11 protein-coding genes and 3 pseudogenes are annotated in these 19,755 nt (G+C 66.9%); 2 read left to right on the top strand and 12 right to left on the bottom strand.

Annotated features, from left to right (window positions below; genetic code table 11):
• Window positions 1-102: 102 nt before the first annotated feature.
• From OG568_RS60580 to OG568_RS60530, 11 genes and pseudogenes are all read right to left on the bottom strand, one after another.
• A complete protein-coding gene (locus tag OG568_RS60580; protein WP_329538576.1) occupies window positions 103-300 on the bottom strand; it encodes a hypothetical protein in 198 nt (65 codons plus the stop codon).
• A gap of 423 nt (window positions 301-723) precedes the next feature.
• A pseudogene (locus tag OG568_RS60575) lies at window positions 724-828 on the bottom strand (zf-HC2 domain-containing protein); the annotation flags it as partial.
• 754 nt (window positions 829-1,582) lie between these two features.
• On the bottom strand, window positions 1,583-2,344 hold the full coding sequence (locus OG568_RS60570) for a hypothetical protein (protein ID WP_329538477.1): 762 nt from the start codon (window positions 2,342-2,344) through the stop codon (window positions 1,583-1,585).
• Window positions 2,345-2,635: 291 nt separating this feature from the next.
• Window positions 2,636-3,445 (bottom strand): annotated as a pseudogene (locus OG568_RS60565) (transposase family protein).
• Window positions 3,446-3,562: 117 nt separating this feature from the next.
• Complete coding sequence (locus OG568_RS60560) at window positions 3,563-3,943, bottom strand: integrase core domain-containing protein (protein WP_329538476.1); 381 nt, start codon at window positions 3,941-3,943, stop codon at window positions 3,563-3,565.
• Between the two features lie 17 nt (window positions 3,944-3,960).
• A complete protein-coding gene (locus OG568_RS60555; protein WP_329538410.1) occupies window positions 3,961-5,142 on the bottom strand; it encodes an ISAs1 family transposase in 1,182 nt (393 codons plus the stop codon).
• A gap of 356 nt (window positions 5,143-5,498) precedes the next feature.
• Window positions 5,499-5,957 carry a GNAT family N-acetyltransferase gene (locus OG568_RS60550; protein WP_329538475.1) on the bottom strand — a complete coding sequence of 153 codons (459 nt, stop codon included), beginning with the start codon at window positions 5,955-5,957 and terminating at the stop codon, window positions 5,499-5,501.
• A 522-nt stretch (window positions 5,958-6,479) separates the two neighbouring features.
• Window positions 6,480-7,565 (bottom strand): hypothetical protein, encoded by a 1,086-nt coding sequence (locus OG568_RS60545; RefSeq protein WP_329538474.1) that lies wholly within the window; start codon window positions 7,563-7,565, stop codon window positions 6,480-6,482.
• A 135-nt stretch (window positions 7,566-7,700) separates the two neighbouring features.
• Window positions 7,701-7,946 (bottom strand): transposase, encoded by a 246-nt coding sequence (locus OG568_RS60540; RefSeq protein WP_329538473.1) that lies wholly within the window; start codon window positions 7,944-7,946, stop codon window positions 7,701-7,703.
• 6 nt (window positions 7,947-7,952) lie between these two features.
• Window positions 7,953-9,172, bottom strand: a protein-coding gene (locus tag OG568_RS60535) for an IS3 family transposase (RefSeq protein WP_329530430.1) whose coding sequence is annotated in 2 segments (ribosomal slippage) — window positions 7,953-8,917 and window positions 8,917-9,172 — 1,221 coding nt in all. Because the reading frame shifts where the segments join, the coding sequence is not laid out codon by codon here.
• Complete coding sequence (locus tag OG568_RS60530) at window positions 9,162-15,566, bottom strand: hypothetical protein (RefSeq protein ID WP_329538472.1); 6,405 nt, start codon at window positions 15,564-15,566, stop codon at window positions 9,162-9,164. The genes OG568_RS60535 and OG568_RS60530 overlap by 11 nt, the downstream gene beginning before the upstream one ends.
• Before the next feature lie 419 nt (window positions 15,567-15,985).
• Between OG568_RS60530 and OG568_RS60525 the strand changes: the two are divergent.
• Window positions 15,986-16,742 (top strand): annotated as a pseudogene (locus OG568_RS60525) (IS6 family transposase).
• A gap of 628 nt (window positions 16,743-17,370) precedes the next feature.
• Entirely contained in the window at window positions 17,371-17,799 is a 429-nt protein-coding gene (locus OG568_RS60520) for a hypothetical protein (RefSeq protein ID WP_329538471.1), read from the top strand.
• Between the two features lie 454 nt (window positions 17,800-18,253).
• Here OG568_RS60520 and OG568_RS60515 read toward each other — a convergent pair whose 3' ends face one another.
• The gene (locus tag OG568_RS60515) at window positions 18,254-19,660 is read right to left on the bottom strand and encodes an IS1380 family transposase (RefSeq protein ID WP_329538470.1); all 1,407 of its coding nucleotides are present in this window, start codon (window positions 19,658-19,660) and stop codon (window positions 18,254-18,256) included.
• Window positions 19,661-19,755: the final 95 nt, after the last annotated feature.

The raw sequence follows: 19,755 nt of genomic DNA, 5'->3' as shown, positions 1-19,755 counted from the left end.
GAGAGCGGCGTGAAGCTTTCGCGGGCCGGTAGGCAGGAGCACGGCCGACCGAGATGGCCAGGGGGCCCGGCCCAGCCGGAAGGGTGCGAGACGGGTGCGGGATCAGAAGGGGCCGACCCTCACGAGCTGCTTGCCCTGGCCGTTCTCGATCACCAGCGCTTCGACCTGTTGCAGGCTGGTCGCGGCGACGGCGACCAGCCTCTCCCGGCCGGTGTGCGCCAGTGCAGTGACCTGGTTGTCCCGTGTGGCCGTCCAGGTCAGTGCCGGCTTCTGCGATGACCATGTAAAGATCGACGCCACCGTCACCGATGTACCGGACGGCGAACGGTGCCGGCTGGTCGTGGTCTCCACCGAAGGGGAGCACCGGGGTGAGCTGGACCCGCAGGGACACCTTTGTAAGGGCATCGGTGGCGGAGGCCACTCGCACGCCGGTCGCGGCCGGAGCGGCGGACGTGTCCGGCGCACCTCCCGTGGGACCGTTCCCGCCCTCGGCGGACCTGCCGGAGAAGAGTGCCGTCGTCGGTGGTGCGGCGCCCCCCCCGCATCGACGGTGGCGGACCTGAGTTGTGAAACGCCGGCTTGCTCGGCGCGAACCTGCCGAAGGGTGCGCTGAAGCAGCAGATCGCCGTCCTCGGGCGGACCCTCCAGAAACACCTCGGTCGGCACTTCACCCAGAGCTGCTTCCAAGTCTTGCAACGCGGCGAGTCTCATCCGGCAGCGCTCGCAACCGGTCGCGTGTGCGCCGAGCGCTGCACGTCGGCCGGCGTCCAGGGTGCCGGACACATACGCACCGAGCAGTTCGTCGTCAGGATGCTTCGGTGCACTCACGCCGTCCCCGCCTTTCGAAGGGGCAGGCGCCTGCGTGCGCCGGTGCCGACGAGCAGAGCGTGTGCAGCGACTTGAGCGCGTGAGGTGCCCGCGACTTCACCGTGTCCTCCGGTATGCACAGGCGTCCGGCGGCCTCCGACGCCAACCGGTTCCGATAGTAGTGCTCGACCAGCTCCTCCGGGTGCCCGGGATGAGCCGTAGCGGTCCCTCCGGTCCTACCACCGAGTGGACGATGTCGTCGACGTGAGTCCGGAGCATTGACGGGAGCCCTGTTGTCCCGGCCACTCGCTGGGCCGGGCGGGCTGCACTCCGAAGCGGTCACCCCCCTTCTTTCCGGGTTGCCGTGCACGACCAGCCGCGCAGCGGGACAGGACGGCAGCAAAAGCGCCGCGCCGCTGCGTCCCCCGCGGAGACTGGCGGTCTCGTCCCTCCGGAGAGACCACGAGCCGGCTCGGACAACCAGGGGCAGGAGTACGTGCCGGAGTACACGGCCTGGACGCGGCGGGGATGGCGAGCGCGAGCCGGCGGCTGCGACGCGGCGGTGGCCACGGTCGATGGGCTGGGCGCCCATCGGCGCGCCGACCCGACCGCGCTCCTGGACGTCACTCGATCGGTAGCCGTCCTGAAGAAGCGCAACGCCTCGACTGCCCTTGTCCTGGCAGGTCGCCGGAGAGGTCACAGACCGTGCGCCGGCCGACGGTCCGGCCGACGGCAGCACCTGGTGATGCGACGGCCGCTCTCCTGGACATCGCGGTCAGGGCACCCTGGGCGCACGCTTCGCGGGTGTTCCGGTGGCCATTCCCAGTACCGGCGATCGCCGCAACCCCGTGTCGCGACTCGCCGCACTGGTCCCGTGGACAACTGATTGCATACGTGCGGCCTGTGTGAGGGACGCGGGCGGCATGGGAACCCCCCCGGCTTGCGTGGAGGCGGGCTCGTTCGGGGCGCTTTCATGGCGGACCGCCTCCCTGGCGCTCAACTCCAGGGCTCGCGCAAGATCACGGTCGGCCGATTCCACGGCGTACTGACGGGCGCTCTCGTGCAGAGCGTGATCAAGTACGCTCTCTTGAAGAGCATTCTGGAGTGCGCTTTCTTCCAGGGCGTGCAGGAGTGCACTGTCCGGAGACCTCTCTGCATATGAGAGGGGCTCGCCCCGTGCTTCCGCACCAGCGTTCCCTTCGGCGGGGACCATATGGCGCTGCTGATCGGCCGACCATCGCGCCTGATCAGCCGGAGCAGGGGGCAGGTCTATTCCCAGTCCCTGTCTGTAACTGTCGAGTCGACGCTCGTCGTAACGCCATTTCGAATATTCACCCGCGCCGGCGCCGTCCCGCTTGAGAACTTGTTCCTCTATCATTTCCGCAAGGATTTTACGTTGCAGGTCTTCGCCTATCAGGTCGGCCTTCTCTTGCAGGTGATGCAGATTGAAGGACTTGTTCGAAAATTCCGACAAAGCCCCGCTGATTCTGTTGACCGCGTCCTGTCTGGAAAAAAACTCTTCATCAGAAAGGGACATTTTGGGGGGGTCCTCGCTTCAGTTGCCGTGTAGAGATCCAGTCGACCCATTAACCGTCCTGCCACTCGCGAGACAACTGATCTCACCCTGCACTACGGAACCGAGCGGAGTGGAGTTCACGGCGGATGTCCCGCCATACACAGAGCTTCTTCAACTGCGCCCCGGGAGAGCGGCAGCGGGTCCGTCGTTGACGTCCGGTCGACCAGCAGGATCGAGCGCGATGGCTGTGGTCGACACCTCGGCCGCATCACCCGATCTGTGGCCCGTCTGAAGAAGCTCAGTGAACCTCTTTCATCCTGAATAGTCGCAGGTCAGTAGTGCGTGGATGGCTTGGACGGTGCGGCTGATGCGGCGGGTGGAGGAGCGTGCTCTGCGCATGATGCGCCAGGACTTGAGCCGGGCGAAGGCGCGTTTTGCCGGGGGCTCGGAGCCGGGCGTGGTCGCGGTTGAACTGCTGGTAGTGCTCGGGCTGTTCGCTGTGGTGGTAGGACGGGGTGCGGAATGTGGCGTCGGCGCCCTGGTAGGCGCGGTCCGCCAGGATGAGGATCTGCCGGGTCAGGCAGGCCTGGACGATTTGCCGTGGGCGCGGGCCGCGGTCAGGTCATGTGTGCGGCGGGGTGTCGCGCGGGAGAACCACAGCGGTGTGCCGTCAAGGCGGGCGATGACCTGCACGTTCATGCCGTGCTTCTTGTGTTTCTGCGAGTGGTACGGCTGATCGGCGCGGACGCGGTCGGTGGGGATCAGCGTGCCGTCAACGATGACGTCATCGCCCTCACCGAGGCCGGTGAGGGCTTCATGGAGGCCTGGGGCCCAGGAAGCCAGCACCTCCAGGGCCACGTCCACGTAACGCCAGGCGGTGGCCTGCGATATCGCGAGCCCGGCGCCGAGCTGGGCGAACGTCTCGTTCTTGCGCAGGTGGACCAGCGTGAGCAGTGCCTGGTCGAAGCAGCGGAGCTTCCGCCAGCGGGTGTTACGTGCGCGGCGGTGCTCGCACAGCAGCCAGGCAGCGTGCTCAACGAGCTCATGCGGGACGTCGAGCGTGGCAGGATACGGAACCAGCAGGGCCCCTTCGGTCGACGGTGTGCTGAGTGGAATCACCACGCCAACGACGAGGGGCCCTGCCTCGTCACCACACCCACTGACCAGCCCATTTCACCCGCCAGCACAGGATGAATGAGGGGCCCTCCGCTTCTCGGACAGCGGTGTTGAGGGTTCTGCCTATGCCGCCGCCTGCAACTCCTCGTACTCGGCGTGGACTTCTGCGGGAGTCTTGTAGCCGAGTCCGGAGCGGAGGCGCTTTCGATTGTAGAACATCTCGATGTAGCGGACGATGGCCCGGTGGGCGTGTGCGCGTGTTGGGAACGTAGTTCGGTGCACGAGTTCGTTTTTGAGGGCACCGAGAAATGATTCAGCCATCGCATTGTCCCAGCAGACACCGGTGCGGCCGACCGAAGCTCGCAGGCCCAACGAGCGGAGCTTGCAACGAAGTTCCCGAGACGTGTATTGACTGCCGCGATCGGAATGAAATATGCCGCCTTCGGCGAGGTCGATGTTCCGGGCCGCCATATCGAGTGCATCCGATATGAGGGAGGCCTTCATGCAGGGCGAATGCGTTCTCAGGCGGTGAGATCGAGGAGGGTAGTCGCGTGCTCGGGGCGTGACCGGTAGTGGTCGGTTGCGGCGGCGATGTTGGTCCAGCCGGCCTGGCGCATGAGGCCGATGGCCAGGTTCCGCATCGTGGCCATGGCTCGTGGCGCGGTGCCGGTGCGCACGCGCGAGGCGTCCTGGCCGTAGGTCACGTCTCTGACATGGTGCAGGGCCTCAACTGACCAGTGGTTCTGCATCAGTTCGGCGAGCTGGGACGGGTTGGCCTGGCCCGGGGACAGGTTGGTGACGGCGTAGACCGTCTTCGTCTGGACCTTCCCGGTCCTGCGATTGACCCGGCGGCGCTTGATTTCGATGGCCTGGACGGCGTGCGGGAACAACAGGCCGGGCTGGACGGTGCAGACCTTCAGCCGGCGGATCTCGCGGCGGCCGTGGCCGGTGGTGGTAGTGCGGTCCTGCAGTGGGATCTGGCGCCAGGGCAGCTTCTTGAGCTGCTTGCGGAGCTTCTTCTGGTTCCCTTTGACGACCAGAAGGTAGTGACCTTGAGCCGCGATGACGTGCTCGGCGTGGGCGCGCTGGGTGTGCATGGCGTCGGCGGTGATCACAGTGCCGCGCAGGTCGATGCGGTTCAGCAGTGGAGCGAAGGCGGGGATCTCGTTGCTCTTCGCGGGGATCTGGCGCTGGGCGATGACGGTCTGCGAGGTGTGCAGTGCGGCGGCGAGCAGGTAGACGGCTTTGTCGTTGTCGGTGCGTGAGCCGCGCACGGCTTTGCCGTCGACGGCGAGGCCGACCGGGGTGTCGCCGGGTTCGTCGACCGGGTCGGTGGCGTAGCGGGCGATCCAGGCACCCACGGCGTCGTCCAGGGCGTCGCCGTCCAGGCGGGCCAGCAGTCGGCCCAGGGTGGTGGTGTTCGGGGTGGCGCAGGTGAGACCGAGGCGTGTCCGCAGGTCAGAGTTGCTGTCGGCGGCGAAGCGGGCGATGGCGGCCACAGATTTGGTGCCGCTGAGGACGGCGACCAGGCACAGGGCGAGCAGGGAGCCGATCCGGTAGCGGCGGCCTCGGACCCGGCGCGGGTCGGGCACCTGGTCCAGCACGTCGGCCAGGGTGCACAGGCCGGGCAGTTCGATGAGCGGGCATGGGAGGTCAACGTCCTCGTGGTGGCGCGCGAGGGCGTCGATCAGGGAAGATGGCACGCGAACGCGACCCCTGTTCATGATCTTCGGCTTCGAGAACCTTGATCATCGGGAGTCGCGTTCGTCATTTCCAGTCGGGCACATCGACCACCGGGCACCACACCGGCGCGAACCCCTCATCTCGACATCTGAGAACGCATCAGCCCTGCCGCTGGACCTAATCGGACTGCCCTGACCAGCAACCCCACTTGACCACGAAGACTTTGAATCAGCCCTGGCCGCCGACGAGGACGCCTCCCAATTGCCGACCGGCAACGCGCCCCGCGTGATAGCGACCTGGCGCGACATCGTGAAACGGCGTCAGGAACATCGGGGAACCACAGCCCGTCAGCACCTACGACACCACAACCGCAATCTCAATGGGATACGCTGAAAAGTTGATATTCTGCGACCTTTTCAAATCCCATGCGAGTATAGAGGGGGGCGCCTGAAGCACTCGCCTGGAGCGCCCCGATGTGCAAGCCGGACTGACGTCCAGCCTCCAGCGCCGCTGCGGTGAGTGCTGCGCCGATGCCCCGATGACGATATTCGGGTGAAGTGGATACCACGAATATCCCTGCCACACCATGCGCAGCTCGCATGAGTGCCGTACCAACGGGAACGCCCTCTGCTCGCGCGATGAAGCGAACAATCCGGGAGGAGTCAGGACGCGCTGCTTCTATGCGAACGGCATCGCTTACCAGCGCAGGATCCATACCGAACGAATTCCAGTAGGACTGAACCCACTCCTGCAACGGTTCGTTGCCATCGACTACCTCGATTTTGAGTTCGGCAGGGCCATCGACTTTGGTCACTCGATCCAGTGACACAGCCATTACTGGAACTGTGCCGACCCTCTCGAACCCAAGCTCATCAAGTCGCTCGCCGACTCCCACTCCGCTGTCCGCTCCTATCCACCACAGATGAGGAACATCTGCCAGAGCATCTCTTGCCTGAGTAAGGGCACTATCGACATCCTGGCTCGTCCTGACTCGAAGGATCCCATTGAACTGACCGTCCCCCAAGCCGCTGCGGTAGTAGGTGACGTTTCCGTCCCTGCGTTCCTGATGCCCCCAACCAAGCCAGTAGTCACGGAAGCTAGCGAACTGAGGTTCAAGGTCCTGTACATTCAGTATAGCCACGATAACTCGCCTTCAGTTTGTGAGAGCCGCACACAGCTATGCGGCAGAGTCGAATGCTACGAGCGTGAGGTGATGGGTTATGCATTCCGCCTGAAGCAGCCCGAAGTCTGTGCGTTCAGCCCGGCTCCGGCTGGTCATGAAGAACCATGCGCTACCAGCTACCGGACGACATGAGAGTCGGTCCACGGTCGCGATCGAGGAGGCGATGGGTTGTGTTCATCGCCGACGAGCGGGGGATGAACTGCTACCGACTGGGCTTCCCGTGACTGCGGGGATCTTATCCCTGTTCAGCCAGGCAGAGCACTCCGATGGATTCGAACTGGCTATGCCACGGGAAAGCCTCGCGCTATACGCGAGCGGGCCAAGAATTGCTCCACTTGTATAGTGGGGGACAGGGGAGAGACCGTATATGCCAGGCTCAGCATGGGGCGAATTAAGGGTATCTGCGGAGCTGTACTTCTCAATTTCGTTTTTTGCCACGTCCGCTGCTTGCGATGCCGGATTGACCGGCCTATCGGTATATGTTATTTCGTTGGGTGAGGCGGGTAGCAGTGACGGTTGAAATCCGTCACGAATAGCTTTGCGTATTGCTCCGGTGAGATTTTTTTGGCAATTGAAAATGCGTGTCTCATTCTTGCTTTCAATGGCCCTGAAAAGTTGAAGGGTAGCCATTGTCATAGGGAGCTCTTCGTTTTCTAGAGCTTTTAGCCCGGCCAACACTTCTTCAGGCGAACGCGCGCCCGAGAGATTACTCGCATACGCCTTGATCTCGTCGTTCCATCGAAGGTCCGACCAGGTACGCCTCAGGTTTGCGCGAAGATCGTCTGTCTTCACATGGTCGATGCGCGAGGCGATGAATCCATCCAGTCCGAATATACCCAACTTTTCTTTGATTTGATAGAGGTCGTGGAAGTCGCCCCCAGGGAATTGACGGCCGGACCTATCTGAACAGCAGTCGATTTTTATGCGAATAGCATCCTCGACAGAAAGAATCTGGGTGTTGGCAGGTCCGTGCAGGTAAGGGGTGGGCGGATATTGCAGCCTCGGAGCCTGGAGCACGCGCAGGTGATCGTCCGAGTAACCCATATTTTTGACCCGTTCGCGGGCTCTTTGTAGATGCTCGGAACCGAAAAGCCCCGTTTTGATTTCTCCAGTGACGAAGAAGCAGACTTGATCGCTCTCTGTATTGTCTCGCAGTTCGTGGGCGTTCAGCGCGAAGTCTCCGCCCACTATGAGATCGTCGCGGGCCAAGGATATCGACACAGCGTCGATGATTTTTAGCTGGTCGTTCCGTGAAAGCATGGCAGCCTGCCCTATCGATTAACGGATATCCTGTGGAGCATGTGAGCAATTAGTCGATCAAAGCACTCGCGTTCATCTTTTTCACCGACGCCGAGCAGTCACTACTTTATGTAACGACCAAGACCCCGGTCGGGTTCAATTCATACGGCAGCGGCAGCGACGGCGGCCTGGCCGGCTGGTGTGTCCGGCCACGGGAGGGAAGCCGTCGATCAGGTCGAGAGTCTGGGCGCCCGCATTGACGTTGCCCGCGGTGGTGATGAACTTGAGCGGGGTGCCGCGTCCGTCGCAGATCAGATCGCGTTTGCGGCCCGTCTTCCGGCGGTCGAGCGGCGACGGGATGGGGTGTCGGCTCCCCTGAGGTGTCCCCCGGAGTGTGGACACGGGGGTTCATGCTGCGAGTGTGAGTTTACGTGCTCTCTGCTGTTGTTGTTCGAATTCGACTGGCGAGAGGTAGTTGAGGGCGCTGTGGCGCCTGCGGGCGTTGTAGTAGGTGAGCCACTGGAAGATCTCCAGCCTCGCCTGAGGCATCGTGGAGAACAGCCTCTGGTACATCGTCTCCCTCTTGAGTCCCTGCCAGAACGACTCGGCGAGGGCGTTGTCGTAGCTCGAGCCGACCCGGCCCATGCTCCTGTGGATCCCGAAACCGTTGCAGACCTGCGCGAACGCGGCCGACGTGTACTGCGAGCCCCTGTCCGCATGGAAGATCACCCCGCCCACGTGGCCGCCGCGGGTCGCCACGGCCATCTCCAGGGCGTCGATGACCAGTTCCGTGCGCATGTGCGTGGCCATCGACCAGCCGAGCACCCGGCGTGAACAGATGTCGATGACGCAGGCGAGATACAGCCACGTCCCGCCGACCTGGACGTATGTGATGTCGCCGCACCACTTCTCGTTCAACTGTCTGGCGGAGAAGTTGCGTTGGACGAGATCCGGGGCCGGTGGTGCAAGCCGGTCGGGGACCGTGGTGCGCTTGCGGCGCCGCAGGTGCCGGCCCTCGATACCGTGCCGGCGCATCAGGCGCTCGACGCGCTTGCGGTTGATGGTGTGCCCGAAGCCACGCAGCTCGGCATGGATGCGCCGGACTCCGTAGGTGCCCTTGTGCTCGGTATGGATCTCCCGGATCTCCACGAGCAGGGCGTCGTCGGCGGCCTGCCGCTCTCGACGGACCTTCGCACCGGCGAGCCACCGGTAGTAGCCCGAGCGCGAGACCTGCAGGACCCGGCATATCCGCTGAACGCCGAAGACTTCCGCGTGGGCGGAGACGAAGTCCCAGCGGTGGGTCTTCACTTCATCTCCTTCGCGAAATAGGCGGCTGCCCGGCGCAGGATCTCCCGCTCGAGTTCCCATTCCTTCTCTGCCTTGCGGAGCCGGCCGTTCTCCGCGCGCAGCCGGGCCAGTTCCTCGTTCCGGCTCTCCGCGCTCTGCTCGCCGCTGCTGTGATCACGGCCCGCGTGCTCGTCGGCCTGGCGCACCCAGCTCCGCAGGGTCTCGCCGGTCACCCCGACATCCGCCGCGACCGCCGCGTACGTGCGCTTCCCGCCCGCCGCGCGGTACAGCGCGACGGCATCGTTCCTGAACTCCACCGGATACGGAGACCTACGTCCCACCAGGACACCTTCCCTCGGATCTGCAAGATCCATTGTCAGAGTGTCCACACCACAGGGGTCGCCTCAGATTCGGCTGTCCCATGAGCTGTTGCATCTCACGGGTCGGCTGCTCAACCCGCTCCGCCACCGGCTCCATCTGCTGCTGCGGCCGCCCCGGTACGGAAGCCGCCTGACGATCCGCCGAACCCGGAGCCCGAGAACCCCACGACGGTGCATAGGGGCCTGGGCACGAGACCGAGGAGGCGGCGAGGGCGGGGGCGGGCTTGTCCACGCCGTCCCTGTGGGCGTTGACGGCGACGACGACGGCCTCGTGCTCGTCCCTGCCCTCCGTGACGCTGCGGGTGAAGCCGCCGGCCCGAGCAGGGTCCGTGTGACTCACTCCGGTGTCCGCACCGAACACCGGCGAGCGGTGTTCCGCCGAGCTTCGATCGACACGGCCCAGGCGGGCGGCCTCTTCGAGCGGAGCGCCGGCGTCGACCCCCGCGACCAGGCGCGTAATGGCGCTGTCACCGCTCTCCAGGCCCGCCCTGGCCCCGGAGCTCGTCACGGCGGCGAACAGTTCCGGGTGTCGGGTCAGGAGGCCGCCCTCAAGAGTGGTGCGGTCCTCAGTGAGCGGGAACATGGCGGTCAGGCCGTTGGGGACGTCGACCCGGAATTGGTGTCCGGGTGTCTGATCGGGGTTGACAACGACCGTGACGTCGAAGTCGTAGTAGCGGAAGGTGCGGGTGCCTTCCTCGTTGTGCTCGTCAGTCTGACCGAGTGCGGATACCTGCTTGTCGGTGTTGCTCCCGAGCCGCTCGTAGGGGAGCCGGCCGAGGTATGCGGCGTCCTGGTCGGCTTCTGCGCCGCCGCCGTCGATGCCGGCCCCGGCTGCCCAGCCGCGGCTGTGCTCGGTGTGCACTTCTACTTCGGCGTCCTCCTGCCGGTAGCGACGTGCCTTGTGACGGATGTCCTGGGTGACGACGCGGCCGTTGCTCAGCTCGATGCCGACGTTGACCTTGCGGCCGCCGACGTCGACCCGGTAGTTGTGCTGGAGCAGATCCTTGATGTTCGGGCGCATGAGGGCCTGGCTGGTGCGGCGGGTGTATGCCAGGCCGTGCGGGTTGGTGAAGTCGATGCCCGGGATCCGCCATGGCTCGTCGCCCTGGGCCGGATCGCTCTGCCGGACGGCCCGGAACGCCGCGAACTTCACCCATCGGTTGATCGCGGAGGAGGCGGGCAGGTCCCATGGGTGCAGGTTTTCCAGCAGCTCCGGTGTGGCCGGGTGCTGTCGGTCCGGGGGCCGGGGCTGCCAGCGGGGATTGGTGCCGTAGTTGCGGGTGAAGTAAAGCGCTTCGGGGCCGCCCTGTGCTTTCTGGTCGGTGCGATCGGTGCCGCCGGCGGCGTGTGCGGTCTGGTCGGGCGTCGTGGTGGTGAGGAAGTGCGGGACGATCAGCCGGATGCTGCCGCCGACGTCGCGGCTGCTGCCGTCGGGGTGGGAGCCGGTGCCGTCATCGCGCCAGATCCAGGGGCGGTTGGCGTTCCAGAGTTGGTCCATCGCCTCCTTACGGCCGAACGTGCCGGCGACGGCGCCGAATCCGGCGTAGATCCCGTTTCCGGGCAGACCGACGAGTTTGAGGATCTCGGGCATCTCCCGGACTGTGCCCATTTCGATCCGGAAGGTCAGATCGTGCTCGAATTCCTCGGAGCCCTTGGTGGTGGCGCGATAGATGCCAAGCCGTTTGACGACTTTCTCGGCCTGACGTCCGACCTTGTCGGTATAGGAGCTGCCGATGTCACCGCCGAGGTGGAACTGCGCATTGGTCTGGGCGTTGTGGGTGCCGCCGCGGCCGCCGGCGATGGCGCCGCCACCGGCCACCCGGGTGGACTTCGTTGCCACCTTGGTGTCTTCGGAGGTCTCGCCGCGCAGTGTGAGGTCCACATCGGGGCGGCTGCGGTGGCTCGTCGGGGCCGACATCCGCTCGGCAGTGACGTTGACGTAGAGGTACTGCGTCGAGCCGCCGAAGCCTCGGACCGGGATCCAGGTCCACAGGCCGTTGTCGAAGAGCGCGCCGGTCTGCGTCTTCATCGCCTCAGGCCGGTACACCGCGCGCAGTGCGCGGGTAATCCGGTCGGGGACGTCCACCACGTTGCCCTCTCGGTCGTGCCGGACGCGCAGTACGCCGCGATCCCTCATCCGTTGCTCGATCTGCTCCAGGACCTTGTCACTCTCGATCCGCTCGGTGTACGCGGCAGTCAGCGGGACCTTGTCGCCGCAGTAGGTGCGGGCCGGCCGCGGACGCGAAGCGTCTACCGTGGCGGCGTGCAGAGCGTCGCCGGGGGCATCGTGCGGGTCGTGGCCCGTCCGGCTGGTGCTCCGGGCCCCTTGCGGGGCGGTCCGGTCGTTGCTCGTCCGGCTGGTGGTTTCCGTCGGTTGCGGGCGGGGGGCCATCAGGTCGGTGACCCGTCGCTGCGGTGCGAGTAGTTCGAGGGCCTGGTCTGCCTTGAGGTGGACGGTCTCCTGGAGCGCGACGCCGCCTTTCTGCCGGGTCAGGGTCAGACTGAAGACCGCGTCGGAGCCGAGCCGCACCGGTTTGCCGCCGTGGGTGGCCCGGGAGATCTCCACTGCGCCGGTGGCGGTTTCCTTCGACGTGCTCCACTCGTGGCCGTAGTCGGCGTGTGCGGTCAGCAGGAACCGGCCGCCGGGGCTCGCGCCGTGCCCGGTCTTGTGACCGCCCTCGTGTCCGGTGCCGCCGGCCTGCTGCCCGGCCGGATGGCTGCTGCCGCTGCCGCCGCCGGAGCTGTCCGGCTCGTCGTGGGTGCCGGACTGGTCGGAGCCGAAGCGCAGGGTGACTCCGGCGACGACTTGTCCTTGCAGGCCATAGTTGCTGCTGCTGTCCTGGGTGTACTTGCCGACCGCCTGGGAGTACTGCTCGATTTCGGTGTCGCCGTCCGCGTCCCGGATCTGGCGCGGCTCGAAACCGGCCACTTTCATGGTGAGGGTGTTCTTCCAGCCGTCGATCTCCGGGAGTTCGACGTTTTCGCCCCACTTGTCGGTGAGCTGGCCGAAGAACGCTGTCAGATGTTCAGGCCTGGTGGCGTTCACGATCTCTTTGGGGAGCTTGGCGAAGTGCTGGGCGTTGGTCTCGTCCAGTCCGTTCAGCCGGAAGTACAACCGGGCGGCTTGCTGGGCCAGTTCGGGCATCGCGGGGAAGGCCGGGTAGAGGCCGGAGGCTCCGGTGTCGAAGTTCATGTACCGGCCCTGGGGCGGCTTCTTGACGGCGTGCACCTTCCCGGCGCTGTCCGCCTGCTCCGCGGTCACCGGCTCCACAGGGACGTGCTGTTCGGGGATGACGACCTGTGCCACCAGTTCGTCCGGCCGTGCCACCCACCGGCGTTCGATCCGGTCGTCGCGGGTCTCGCCGACCGGCCGCAGCGTCAGCTCGTAGGCGATGTTGTAGACATGCTCGTGGACGTTGTTGACGTTTTCCATCCGTCGGTAGGACTTGGCGGTGCCGCCGAAGCCCTCGCCGCGGCCGCGCCCGAAGGAGAACTGGGCCCGCAAGCCGCCGATCTGGAGCCGGAGAACCTTGCCGATCGTCACCCGGAAGCCCGCGCCGAGACCGAATGTCGCCGACCAGCGGCTGTCGCGGGCCGTCGCCACCGTCTCGCCGACCGCGGCCCGGATGTTGACCACCATCGGGTACGCGCGGTGGTCGAGGTGCTCGCGCAGGTGACCGCGGACGCCGAGTTCGTAGCGACGTCCGCCGAAGGTCACCTCTTCCTTGTAGCCGGAGAGCAGGCCGCTGAGGTCCCCTTCCAGTGCGGGGCGGCCGAAGTGGGTGGCGAGCTGGCGGTCCGCTGACGACAGGCCCTTGGACGGGCCCCGCCCGGTGATTTTGTCCACGAACCCGCCCCAGCCATGGGTGCGTCGCTGGGACAGGGCAGTCAGCCGGCGCCGGAACTGGTCCTCGACGAGTTCCGAGCCGGGCAGTGCCGCCGCGACGGCGTACCCCGTGCCCTTGCGGGAGGCCAGTGCCAGTGACTCCTTGGGGTGCGGGTCACCCGGGGGCCGCTGGTCGATGCCGTCCGGCGGCTGCTCGCTGACGGTGGTGCCGTCGGACTCCAGCCCGGCGATGTGCAGCAGTGCGCGGACGTGGGGCTGGGCCATGACCGGCGTGGGCCACACCATGGGACCCGGCTCGGCGGCGGGCCGGGTGGATGGGCCCTGCTCGTTCGTCTCGTCGCTGCTCTGTGGCTGTTTGCCTGCCTGGAGGTACGGCGTGTGCACTCCGCCCAGGACCCGGCGCTCGAAGTCCCGGGCGCCCTCGCCGTCCTGCCAGGGCACGCCCAGGTCGGCGGAGACGTACAGCTTCTGGTTGGTCAGGCCCTTGTGGGTGCGGGAGTTCCAGTTGACGTCCAAGCGCAGCACCGCGCGGTAACGAGCGTGTTCCTCCGTGCTGTTGAGGATCACGTGGCCGAGCGCCTGAGAGGTGACGTTGGCACCCCAGGCGCGTTTGAGGCCGAAGGTGCCGCCGGCCAGCGGCGCGATGCCCTTGACCTCGACCGGCCCGTGGTGATGGCCCTCCAGTGCCGGTGCGACCAGGCCGGTGACGTTGAAGCCGCCCGTGATCGAACCTGAACTGTCGCCGCCTGCGCCGGTGATGGTGGACAGGCCGCCCCCGAGGTCCTCGCGGACCTTCACTCCCCCACCGTCCCCGCCCTTGGCCACGTGCAGAAACTGCAGGCCGGCGATCGACACCTTGATCCGGGGATGGCCGCGGAAGGTGTTCCAGCCGCGGCCGACGCGGATCTTGCCGCCCGGGTCGCCGCTGGTGAGCCACCAGCGGCTGCGGTTGCGTGCGGTCTGTTCGTTGAGCATCGTCTGCGCCTGTTCGGCGATCTTCCGGGCATTCGACGCCGACAGGCCCTGACCGCGCAACTGTCCGACGAGGTCGGCGACCGCGGGTGTCAGATCGATGGCGTTGAGGACCTCGCCGCCGCGGCGGAACTTCTGCGGCCCCTGGCGGGCCGGGCCGGACGGCGTGCTGTCCGTACCGTCCTGCCGCGGGCCGGGCCGCGGCTCGTCGGCCCCCGAGTAGTCCGCGGGGAACTTGACGCCGATGCCGCGGTCGATGGCCGGGCCCTGCCGCACCGAACCGGCAAGGCTCTGCGCCGGCGGGTTCCCGCGAGTGGTCTTCTGCGTGTCCGCGGGGGCGGCGTCGGCGGGAGGGTTGCGGGTCTTCGCGGGGCTCTGTCTGCCGGGCCGTTGCCGCAGCTCACGGCCGTCCACGAAGACCCGCATCCTGAGGCCGCTGGTGAATTCGTTCGCGTCGCTGACAAAGAGCTTACGGCCGTTGATGATGTTGCGCCGGGTGCCGAACCGCTTGGTGCCGGCCGCGTCCGCCTTGAGGAACGGCAGTCCGCTCACAACGGTGGAAGCGGCGGCCGAGGCGAGGTTGAACGCGAAGTAGGAGATGCCCTCCAGGGCGCTGCCGGACGATTTCTCCTTCACCTGCTCGGCCGCGGTGCTGTTGAAAGACACGCCGTAGCGCCGCACCGCGCGGGCGATGGCGGACGGCGGCTTGTAGGTGGGCTGGTCCAGTGCCGGCTTCACCCACACCAGGCGGTCGTCGGCCTCGAACATCGAGCCGCGCAGCAGCAGGGTGGTCCACTGACTGGCGGATTCCTCGGCGTCCTTCGGTTTCTGCGGCAGGAGGGCGTCCTGCCGGTCGCCCTGGTCCTGCCTGTGGCCCTGGTGGCCGTCGCCGCCCTGGTCCTGATCGTCCGGGCGGTCCGGGTGATCACTGCCGGTGCGCAGCAGCGCGGCGATATGCGTCTCGATCCTGGTACGCAGGGCCGCCGACAGGCCCGAGGTGTCGAACGCAGCCATCGCATCGCGCGCCGCGGCCTGGGCGGTGGCGTGGTCCCAGCCGGGGACGTCGGTGATCTCGGCCTCGCCGAGCATGCCCTCCTGGACATACCAGGGGGCCCGCGGCTGCGGGGCAAGCGGTGCCTCGTCGTCGGTCTTCACCTCCGGCTCGGGCTTGACGCCAGATGTGAACCTGACCTTCTTCGGCACCGGGCGGGAGCTCCCGGGCTTCGGCTCCACAGGGATCTCCGGCCCGTGTCGCTCCCCTTCACCGCGCCCACCGGCACGCCCCTCCTGCCGGTGGGCGCCCTTGGGCTTCAGGGGATTCGCGAGGCTCTCGGCAATGTGGGCGTTCTGGTGCCTGTCGCCGCCGGGAGTCTTCGCCGGGGCTTGCTCGAATGCCTTCTCGGGCGCCTTGCCCTGCGAGCTCTCGGCCTTGTCCCCGACGTGCTCATGGGCCTGTTCTTCGGAGATACGCACGGCGCGGCCCTCGGACGGTGCCGCCTGCCTCTCGGGCCGTATCCCGGTCTCGGATCGTGTCATCAGTTCGACGAGCCTCCTCGACCGTGCCGAGGGGACGCTGCTCGACGGCTGCTCCCCCGGAGGCAGCCCATCCCCTTCTGACAGCTGCCCAGATCGTGCCGATACTACCGGGACGACAAGATCCAGAATGTCGTGGCTACTTGTCCGCGTTACGAGAGGGGTGTGTACGGGATGTGAACTCGTAGGACTCCCCAATATGGTGCTGTCACGATATTGCGTGGGACTTGGCCGAGGGCGTATCGGGGTGTGGTCGGCCGGGCCGGGGGTGGTGGTTCAGGCTCTGGTGGGCATACCAGTGTTATCGGTGACGTGGTCCCAGATGGTGAAGCGGAGGGTCATTTCGAAGCGGTGCTGAGCGGCGGTCATCAGGTGGCGGTGGGGCCGGAAGTGGGTGCTGTCACGTTGACCCGGTGGGTGAGATGATCTTCGGGTTGGTGGTGGCTGGGGGGCCTGTCGTGGAGAACGCGTCGCTGTCGTACAAGGGCCACTGCTACCCGGTGGAGGTCATCGCGCACTGCGTGTGGCTGTACTTTCGCTTCCCGCTCAGCTACCGCGAGGTCGAGGAGCTGATGCTCCGGCGCGGTGTGATCGTCTCGTACGAGACGATCCGTCGCTGGTGCCTGAAGTTCGGCCAGGCCTACGCCGACGGCCTGCGGCGCCGCCGGCCCCACGCCAGGGACAAGTGGCATCTCGACGAGGTCTTCATCAAGGTCAACCGGCTACGGCAGTACCTGTGGCGGGCTGTCGACCAGGACGGCAACGTCCTGGACATCCTCGTGCAGTCCAGGCGGGACGCGAAGGCCGCGAAACGGTTCATGGCCAAGCTGATGAAGAAGCAGTGCCGGGTGCCGCGGGTGCTGGTCACGGACAAGCTGAAGAGTTACGGCGTCGCCCACCGCGACCTCATGGCGTCCGTCGAGCACCGGGCGCACAAGGGGCTGAACAACCGGGCCGGGAACAGTCACCAGCCCACCCGACAGCGTGAACGCGCCATGAAGTACTTCCCGCTCACCCGGCGCCGCGCAACGCTTCCTGTCCGCCTTCAGCGGCATCTCACCCCACTTCCGGCCCCACCGCCACCTGATGACCGCCGCTCAGCACCGCTTCGAAATGACCCTCCGCTTCACCATCTGGGACCACGTCACCGATAACACTGGTATGCCCACCAGAGCCTGAACCACCACCCCCGGCCCGGCCGACCACACCCCGATACGCCCTCGGCTAAGTCCCACGCAATAACGTGACAGCACCCCGCGCCGGCCTTCGCCGCCGCCTTCCGGCCCCGGGACGCTTCTCCAGGCACATCAGTGCTGGGAGAAGAGGAGTTGCAACCGGCCGGGGCGGGGCGACAAGGGGTCTGATCAGCGACAACCGCCAGACGACGGCTCGGAACTGCGGGGCTGGGAGCGTGGCTCGCCACAGGGCTCATTGCGGGGCCCGCTGTCGCAGCACTGCCCGACCCGGTCGGCGGCGTCGGCGGGACGGGCGGGAGGGGTGCGGTGGTCGCGTCCTCGGGATTCTCCGGCCGTACGCGGCCGGATCGGTGACAGGTCCGGCCCGCACGCGCGAGGCGTACGGGCCGAAGCCACCGTGAGAAAGCACCCCTTGTCCGCGACCTGACGGTCACCGCTCCAGGGTGTCCGTTATGGCCCTTGACCACCCCTTGACGAGACGGTTCGTCCGTGATCGACGTCACGAGCGGTGCCCCATCCCGGCTCCGAAATCTGTCCACAGGCCAGGGGCTGCACCGTAGAGAGCGGCCGGGTGCAGCAGGCGCCCGGCGTGCGAACAGCGAGGAAGCGTCATGGAGACGACGACGTCGACGGTGCCCCAGCTTGCCCCGGAGCAGATCGCGCGGGCCGCCGACTATGTGGAGCTGGTCTGGCTGTACCAGGACAGCGAGCAGGACAAGGCAGCGCTCGCGGAGTTCCATGCCGACGGCCAGGAGCTGGCGCTGCTGGTCGGTGAGTTCGGCGCGCTGCTGCTGGCCGACTACATCAGCGTCGTGCCCGATGGGCACACCGACTGCGAGTCCGGGTACGTCCTCGGGCAGCTGGTGGCCGTGGCGAGCCGGTACCTCAAGCGGTGGTGCCACGCGGGCGGCGGGGCGCAGGCCGCCTGGATCGCGGCGGGGTTCCTGATCGAGTGCATGCAGGAGGTCGACCAGGTCTCCCAGTTCCTTGCCGACGTCCGCGGCAACATCGGCAGTGGATACGGGCTAGCTGCGGTTTGAGAGGTCGGGACGGCGGCCGGCGACGTCGTCCTCGATGTCGTCGGCCGCACCTGAGTGCGCATCGTGGCGCGCACCGGTGCGATGTGTAGTGCACAACGCAACGCACTTCTCCACCAGCGGTGCGCACCGGTGCGGTTCACTCCCGGTCCGGTGCGCACGGTGCAGGGCACTCACCGCACGGTGGTGCGCATCGCCGTGCAGAGTGCGCACCGCACCGAGCACCGGTTCACCCAGCGTGAAGGGCTCAAGAGCGGATGCGGAAGGGAGAGTTCTCCCCTCGGTGCGCAGCATCGCGCACGCATAAGCCTCGCCGTTTCGGTTGGGGTGATGAGGCGTCGCCGAGGGGTAACTGCCGGGTGGCCGAGGTGATTTCGGTGCTCGGGCATGGCGGAGTCCCGGCGCGGTGGTCGGGTTCTCCAGGGTCCTTCGGGTCGTGGCGGGCGGCGTTTGCCGGTCAGCCGGTGGGACGGGGCAGTGCGGCGAGGCGGTGGAAGGCTGTGGCCAGTTCGTTTCTCCAGGGCCAGGTCGCCGATATCCGCAAGCGCAGACGGCGGCCGCCGCGGGTGAGGCGTGCGGCGACGTGCAGCAGCCGGTAGCGGAGCTTCTTCGGCTCGGCAGCGGCGAGTTCGCCGCCCAGCAGCAGGACACGCATCCAGGCCAGCAGATCGATCGCCGCGAGGCTGAGTTCGAGCCAGACGGCGTTGATGGCGAAGTCGCGGGAGGGGAAGCGGCCGAAGCCGGTGGTCTTGCCGCACCGGATGTGGTCCTCGACGCATGCATGCCCGCGGTGACGGACCTCCAGGAATTGGGTGGAGCCGCCATCGCAGTACGGGGTGTCGGTGAGGAACACCTGGTGGCGCAGGCCCTCGTCCTGATCGAACAGGGACAGCTGGGCTCCGGGGTGCGGACGTTCCCGGCGCGCGATGATGCGGGTGCCGACGGGGTAGCCGGTCAGGTCGACCATGCCGGTCAGCTCGGTGACCTCGGCGCCATCACGCAGCGTCCCGTCCTGGTTGAGGGCGGGATGCCAGAGGCAGTCGGGCATGGCCCGGACAGCGCGGCGGACCGGCTCGGTGATGGCGTATCCGACCGAGAAGAAGGTACGGATTCCTCGTTTCCGCACGTCGCGGACGTGGGCGAGGAAGGCTTTCGCGGATCCGGCACTGTCGGTGCGGATCAGGATGTCGGTGCCGTGCCGGTGGGCGTCGGGGATCTGCGCGAGCGCCTGGTCGAGCACCGTGACGTGGTCGGCGGCGGTGTTGGCACCGGCGTTCCCTGGCCGCAGCCGGCCAGCCAGTGCCTCGCCGGTGTTGGCCAGGAAGCACAGCAATGGGTGGAAGCCGAAGCCGCCCTTATAGGTCGGGGCGGCCTGCTCCTTCTCCGAGTGGCAGGTGACCAGCGTGGCGTCGAGGTCCAGGACCAGCCCGGGCAGAATGCGTCCCGCGGCCCGGGCTGCGGGTATGCCCTCGCCGTACTCCGCGGCCTGCAGCCAGGCGACTTCCCGGGCCTGGGCGCGGGCCGAGCGCAGCGACGCCAGTGTCCTCTCGTCGGTGTCGGCGAGCAGCCGCCAGGCCGTCGGGTTCGAGGCGACGGGGCCGAACACCCCTGCCTGGTCCCGCAGTACGGCCAGGTCCGCGATGGCCTCGCCGCCGTCGGCGAGCATCACCGCCAGGTCGGTGGCGATCCGGCCCGGATCATGCCCGGTCCCACGCGGCCGAAGCGGCCTGAGAGCGGCGGAGTACGCGGCGCTCAGCCCGGTGGCATCGGCGAGATCCGCCAGCAACCGTGCCCCGGCATGCCCGACCACCCCCGAACCATCAGCAGTGACATGGACCTTGGGACGCAACCCGATAGCCTGCACGTAGAAAGTGTCCTCCGCCTGGACCGACAGAACCCCTCAGCAAGGTTCATCGTCCCAGGTCAGGAAGGCACTTTCGCATTTCCGCCCCGGAGTCA

Origin of the sequence: Streptomyces sp. NBC_01450, from assembly GCF_036227505.1 — a bacterium.
In the GTDB taxonomy this organism is placed as follows: Bacteria; Actinomycetota; Actinomycetes; order Streptomycetales; family Streptomycetaceae; genus Streptomyces.
Note: the sequence above shows the minus strand (reverse complement) of the source record. Positions and strands in the feature narration are given on the sequence as shown.